The organism is Buttiauxella sp. (assembly GCF_035271705.1).
Taxonomy (GTDB): Bacteria; Pseudomonadota; Gammaproteobacteria; order Enterobacterales; family Enterobacteriaceae; genus Buttiauxella.
Genome location: NZ_DATERI010000133.1, coordinates 1 through 6,737, shown reverse-complemented (window position 1 = coordinate 6,737; position 6,737 = coordinate 1). Strand labels below are relative to the sequence as shown.

The window sequence follows — 6,737 nt, the reverse complement described above, 5'->3', positions numbered from 1 at the left end:
CGCCTAATCGACAATAAAGTGGTTGAGCTGGTGTAGTTCTTCACCCTTGATAATTAAAGGTAAACGTAATGATTCGCAAAATGCTGCAAGGTAAACTTCACCGTGTGAAAGTCACCCAGGCCGATCTGCACTATGAAGGCTCCTGCGCGATCGATCAGGATTTTCTCGACGCTGCGGGAATTCTTGAAAACGAAGCGATTGATATCTGGAATGTGAACAACGGTAAACGCTTCTCAACCTACGCGATTGCTGCCGAGCGCGGGTCTAAAATCATTTCCGTTAACGGCGCGGCTGCGCACTGCGCGGACGTGGGCGACATCGTCATTATCGCCAGCTTTGTCATGATGTCTGACGAAGAAGCGCGTCGCTGGCAGCCGAAGGTGGCTTATTTCGACGGCGACAACGATATGAAACGCACCGCGAAGGCGATTCCGGTTCAGGTGGCGTAAGCGTATCTAAGATATAATTAAATTACCCGGAGAGCACTTCGGGTAATGAATTCATAATCCCAGAAAATAAATAAAACACATTAATATAAATTTATTATTGTTATACCACCAATCTCTATTCACGTCATACCTCACCTATAACTCATAATTATCAGCAACCTATAAATACATTTTTTAACTAAAAAATCGTTTAAGTAATTCTAATGGCAAATGACTTTCCATCGCCATCCCCCCTCAATTAGAATCCTTTTCCCGAAACATTAGTTCGGAACAAACATAGGCTTTGCGTATGTTTAATTTCTAGCATTTAATATGGATATAAAAAATGTCTTTTAATAAATTAGGTCTGGCAACTGTAGTAGCAATGGTTCTGAGCGCTGGTTCTGCAATGGCGGCTGATCCAATTCCTTCAGATACAGGTACCATTACTTTCCACGGTATGGTTTCTAACAACACCTGTAAAGTATCCCTGGATCAGAAAATTGACCAGGACGGTAACGATTTCGACGTTAACCTGGATACCGTATTTGTAAAAGATTTCGCTACTGCACTGAGCACCGACAGCACCCTGGGCGAGAAGAAATTCTCCCTGACGCTGACCGGCTGTGATTCTGCTACCGTTTCTCAGGCATCTGCTCAGTTCGATTCATGGGCGGGTTCTTCTTCCACTTCCGGCGGCCTGCTGGTTCCACCAACAAACACCCAGGGCGCTGCGAAAAACGTCAACCTGGTTCTGTCAAACGATGGCAACTCTGCTACCGATCAGATCAAACTTGATCAGACCAACAACACCCAGAAAGCCACTATTGATACCAATGGCGCAGGCGCACTGTACTACCGTGTAGCTTACACCCAGGGTCAGGGCTGGGACGCAAACAGCAACCCAGTAACTGCGGGTGTTGTTCAGGCTCAAGCTGCTTTCACAATGATCTACGAATAATTCTAAAAACGTAGTTCAAGAGTACTATTCATCCCCTGACATTCGTCGGGGGATTATTTGATATCATTCCAACAGGAAGTGGAAAAATGTTAAGTACATCATTTTATAAGGGATTAAAAGTAGCCTGCCTTACTGCTGCTGTTTTTGCATCATTTCAGGCAAGTGCGGATATCGTTATTTCGGGTACGCGTATTGTTTATCAGCAATCGCAGAAAGATGTCATTGTTTCTTTAGATAACCGTGGTAAAAAACCGTTATTGGTACAGTCATGGCTCGATGATGGCCGTGATGATACTAACCCACAAGAATTAAAATTACCGTTTATTATCACTCCACCTGTATCCAGAATTGATCCGCAAAAAGGTCAATCCGTTCGTATTTCTTATCTGGGCGGTTCATTGCCTAAAGATCGAGAATCCTTATTCTGGTTCAATGTGCTTGAAATCCCACCAAAATCAAAAGTAAAAGACGGTGAAAGCCCAAACCAGCTTCAGTTAGCATTCCGCACGCGTATTAAACTCTTTTTCCGTCCTGACGGCCTGAAAGGTACGCCAGGAGACGCCGCAGCCAAAGTAACATGGTCGCAGCAAAAACAAGGCAGCACGGTTAACCTGGTCGCCCACAATGATTCACCTTATAACGTTTCAATTTCGAACGTCACATTGAAATCCGCAGGCAAAGTATACCAGGTTGATCATAAATCAATTTTACCTTTTAGCACTCAAGCCATGCAGATAAAAGGCCTCAGCAATACGACTGCGGGTTCTGTTGCTTACGACACGATTAACGACAATGGCGGCTCTGATAATTTCGAAGCCAAAGTTAATTAATCAATACAACACCGCCACATTATAAAAATAAAACGTTCGAATGCTGTGAAGCATTCGAACGGCGACTTGTCTGGATGAAGCATGCTATTTCAACGTTCACTCTTATGCCTCGCTATCTGTGCAGCATTACCGCTGCACGCCAGCGAGAATGGAAAAAATAATGTAGACACCGCTTCCGAATCAGAATCGGCCATTGAATTTAATGACCAGTTCCTTATCGATAATGGTGGAAGTATCAACGTTGAGCGTTACGCTTACGGCAACCCGGTATTGCCGGGCACCTACCGTGTAAAAGTGAATTTGAATGGCAATTCAAAATCCACGGTTGAGATGACATTCATTGATAATAAAACGCCACGCGCCTCAGCATGTCTGACAAAACTCATCTTGTCTCAATCAGGTATAGATACCAGCAAATTAGGCGATGACGTCAAGAAGGATGACGCGGCCTGTGTGGATATTAAGAAATACTATCCTGGTGCATCTGAGCATTTTGACAGCGGTAAGCAGGAAATGGATCTCGATTTCCCACAGATCTATGTGCTTAAACTCCCTGCGGGGTATGTCGATCCCTCTTTATGGGATGACGGCGTTACCGCTGGATTGCTCTCATACGATCTCAATACCTGGCACAGCGAATCTAACGGAACAAACTCGGATACTGCCTATGCAGGGCTGCGCTATGGCCTGAACATGGGTGCGTGGCGTTTACGTTCTCGCGGCAGCATGAACTGGGACAGCGATAACGGTTCGCACTATTCAAGCCAGGATATCTATCTTCAGCGAGACATTACACCGCTTAACGCACAGATGGTTTTGGGTGATTCCTACACCCGCGGCGATATCTTTGACTCGGTGAGCCTGCGTGGTGCGCGGATGTTTAACGATGACCGCATGCTCCCACAAGGTGCTACTGGTTATGCGCCCGTGATTCGCGGCGTGGCAAACAGCAACGCTAAAGTTAGCGTAATGCAAAGCGGTAACAAGATTTATGAAACGACCGTTCCACCAGGTGCTTTTGAGATCAATGACCTCAGTACGACAGGCTATGGCAATGATTTGATTGTTACCGTAGAAGAAGCTGATGGAAGTAAACGGACGTTTACCGTTCCGTTCTCCTCGGTCACGCAAATGCTCCGCCCGGGTTCCAGCCGGTGGGATGTCGGTTTAGGCGAGCTGGATGATGATTCACTGCATGACAAACCAAAAGTCGGTTATGCAACCTATGCGTATGGCCTGAATAATACCTTTACCGGCTACGTTGGCGCGCAATATACAGATATGGATTTCTATGCCGGCCTGCTTGGCCTGGCAATGAACACCCGTATTGGTGCATTTGCATTCGACGTGACGCAGTCCTATGCCGACATCGATGGGCTCGACACGCTTAAAGGACAGAGTTATCGGCTGACCTACAGCAAAATGCTGGAAGCGACAAACACCTCCCTGAACGTGGCAGCCTATCGCTTCTCAACCGAGGATTACCTTAGCCTGAATGATGCCGCCTCTTTGCAGGACAGTATCCATCATCAGGAATACGGTAACCGTTCCTATGACAGCAATGCGCAACTGTATGCTGACTATCAGCGTACAAAAAACCAGGTTCAGGTCAGTCTTAACCAGCCGTTAAATGTAAGCGGTGAGGAATACGGTTCTCTCTATATTAGCGGCACCTGGGAGGATTACTGGAACGATAGCAGTTCAACTTCTGACTACAGCGTGGGCTACAACAATAGCTTCGCTTACGGCAGCTATAGCGTTTCACTCCAGCGTACCTATAACGAATCGGGCGAGAAGGATGACAGCGTATACGTCAACCTCAGCGTCCCGTTCAGCGTTTTTGATAAAGACCATACGCAGTCAGGCGGGTTTAACAACGTCAACATGAGCCTGCGCTCTGATTTGAAAGGCGGTACCAGCTTCAACTCTACGGCGAGCGGTAACACCAAAAACAGTGACGTGAGTTACTCCGTCAGCGCCTCTTCAAGCGGCGGAAACTACGGCAATCTCAACCAGGTTAGCGGTTTTAGCTCATGGAACAGTCCTTACGGCCCTCTTGGCGTCTCGGCGTCCTTTGGTGATGACAACAGTAAGCAATATTCCGCGAGCTACAACGGTGGATTGGTTGTTCACTCAGGTGGCGTTGTATTTACGCCAGGCAGTATCGGCGAAACGGATTCACTGGCGCTGGTGAAAGCGAGTGGCGCGACAGGGGCTCGCCTGGGTTATGGCCAGAGCCGTATTGATAGCTCCGGGTACGGCATTATGCCGTATATGTCTGCCTACAGAGAAAACCGGGTTTCAATTGATATCAGCACCCTCGAAGCGGATGTCGAAATTAAAAACACAAGCGCAGTTGCTGTGCCGCGTAATGGCTCCGTTGTATTAGTGAATTTTGAAACAGATGAAGGCCGTTCGCTTGTTCTGGAATTACAACGTTCAGATAAGGGCTTTATTCCACTGGGCGCAGATGTACTGAACGAGAAGAATGAGCCAATTGGAACAGTAGGACAAGCTGGGCAAGCGTATGTACGCGGAGTGGAAGATAAAGGTGTCCTGCGAGTGGTATGGGGCAGCGATAGCACCAGTTCTTGTACCGTACATTATCAGATCCCAGCGAATGCGAAAAAAGCGGGTCTCACAACCCTTCTGAGTAATCAGCAGTGCCAAATGTAATGATATTTACAACAGGGAATTACACCCATGGGAAATAATATGAAGAAACAACGTTGCGGTTATTCATTAATCGCATTAGCAATGTTAGCGATGACAGGATCGGCTGCGGCAACCGATCTGAATGTTAATTTCACGGCCAATATTCGCGAAACCACCTGTGATATGAAGCTGGTTGGCGGTGAAGGTTCAGATACCCAGCAAACGCTGACTATCGGTACTAACGGTCAGGTGCGTTTAGATGATGTCAAAGCCGGTACGGCAAATGCCACGTTCAAAATCGTGATGGTTGAATGCCCGGCGTCACTGACCTCATTGAAAACAACCGTAAAGGGAAAAAAATCGGGTTATTTGCCATCAGGGATTATTAACCAAGCAGCATCAGGCGCTGCAGATTACTCTTCAGTCGAAATCGCCAGAGCGAGTACACCAGACGCCCCATTTGTCGTTAACTCTACCGTGGATGCAGAGCGCCTGGTCTGGAGCCCAACAGAACTCCAGAATAAGGAAGTTGCTCTGATGGCCACCTTACGTGAAACCCAGCCAAACAAAATGACAATTGGCGATTTTCTAGCCGTGGCGACTTTTGAATTTAGCTACGAGTGATTGGTGCAGGAAAACGGAGCAACATTATGAAAATGAAATCAACCTTTATCGCCCTGTCCGTTTCTGCCCTTCTGTTCTCGGGAATGGCAAGTGCAGCAATAACAGGTACCAGCAGTGTCGAACTGACGATTAAAACAAAAATTGTATCAGGCACCTGTACAGCAAAAGTGCTTAACGATGCAGGTACTGCGTCTACTGAAATTGCGTTTGGCGACGTCTATAAATCCGATCTGGTGAACAAAAGTCGCGTCGAGCCGCTGAAAATCAACTTCACTAACTGCTCTGGGGTTACCAAGGCAACGGTATCCGCTGCGAAAGGGGCTGGCGGGGAATGTAGTGGTACAAATAAAACGGGTGACTCTTTCTCCGGCGGCTTAGCAACCGGTTTTGAAATCTGGTCAGGCGTTGTCGACACCGGCGTTTTGATGAGTTGCAACACCCCTCCGGCAGATCAGGAAGTGACCATTACTGACGGCAAGGGCGAGCTCCCGATGAACTCACGAATCGTCATTGGCCAAGGCCAAACCATTGCTGATGTTGGCGCAGGAGCCGTTACCGCACCGGTAACCTTTACTGTCACCTACCCATAATTCCAGGAACCATCATGCAACAATCACCGTTTACATTATACCAGCCCGGTCTTGTGTTGCTTATGGCTCTGGCTGGCAGCATCCTGCCTGGCGTAAGCCAGGCAGGCTCTGGGCTCGACGTCAATCTTACGGCCAATATTGTTAATAGCACCTGTAAGTTAAGCCTTGAGAATGGCGGAGAGATCTATCTCCCCAACGTGATGCGGAATTGGTTTTATAACGCTGATGGCAGCGATCGCTATACGGCTACCGATGATGCAGGCGGCACCCCTTTTAAGATCCATGTTGATGATTGCTATGGAGACAGCAGCACCGCTAAAAAGCTGAATTTTAGCTTCTCGCAACAATCAGGATTTTGGCCGGGGCAAAACCAGGTATTTAAAAGTGAAGAGACTGCTGCAGGGGCAGCCAAAAATGTTGGCGTCGTCCTTTTCTCTGAGAAATATAAAACGAATGTGTTAAACAACGACGGTACGTCAAAAGTCATTTATGACGTAAGCGACCAGGATACTGCATTTTTAACGGATTATCAGTTCTATGCCCGGTATCAGAACACTGGCGTAGTGGCTGGCGGTATCGTCACCAGTAAAGTACGGGTTGACGTCACTTACGAATAATAACCAGAACAGGAAAAGGATGAGAATGTTCA

General features: G+C 47.3%; 7 protein-coding genes. All 7 read left to right on the top strand.

The genetic code is table 11. The annotated features are described in order from the left end of the window. Positions 1 to 68 precede the first annotated feature (68 nt). The 7 genes from panD to VJY99_RS12380 all read left to right on the top strand — a co-directional run bounded on the left by panD (position 69) and on the right by VJY99_RS12380 (position 6,705). Positions 69 to 449, top strand: a complete 381-nt coding sequence (panD, locus tag VJY99_RS12410) for an aspartate 1-decarboxylase (RefSeq protein ID WP_023334546.1) — start codon at positions 69 to 71, stop codon at positions 447 to 449. Between the two features lie 325 nt (positions 450 to 774). Then, complete coding sequence (locus VJY99_RS12405; protein ID WP_174340807.1) at positions 775 to 1,389, top strand: fimbrial protein; 615 nt, start codon at positions 775 to 777, stop codon at positions 1,387 to 1,389. Between the two features lie 86 nt (positions 1,390 to 1,475). Continuing rightward, a complete protein-coding gene (locus VJY99_RS12400; protein WP_324118854.1) occupies positions 1,476 to 2,219 on the top strand; it encodes a fimbrial chaperone in 744 nt (247 codons plus the stop codon). 81 nt (positions 2,220 to 2,300) lie between these two features. Beyond that, the gene (locus VJY99_RS12395) at positions 2,301 to 4,895 is read left to right on the top strand and encodes an outer membrane usher protein (RefSeq protein ID WP_324118852.1); all 2,595 of its coding nucleotides are present in this window, start codon (positions 2,301 to 2,303) and stop codon (positions 4,893 to 4,895) included. A 39-nt stretch (positions 4,896 to 4,934) separates the two neighbouring features. After that, a complete protein-coding gene (locus tag VJY99_RS12390; RefSeq protein ID WP_324118850.1) occupies positions 4,935 to 5,498 on the top strand; it encodes a fimbrial protein in 564 nt (187 codons plus the stop codon). Between the two features lie 26 nt (positions 5,499 to 5,524). Further along, positions 5,525 to 6,088: a fimbrial protein gene (locus tag VJY99_RS12385; protein ID WP_174340810.1), complete on the top strand. Its 564-nt coding sequence runs from the start codon at positions 5,525 to 5,527 to the stop codon at positions 6,086 to 6,088. A 14-nt stretch (positions 6,089 to 6,102) separates the two neighbouring features. Then, positions 6,103 to 6,705, top strand: a complete 603-nt coding sequence (locus VJY99_RS12380; RefSeq protein ID WP_214594845.1) for a fimbrial-like protein — start codon at positions 6,103 to 6,105, stop codon at positions 6,703 to 6,705. Positions 6,706 to 6,737 lie beyond the last annotated feature (32 nt).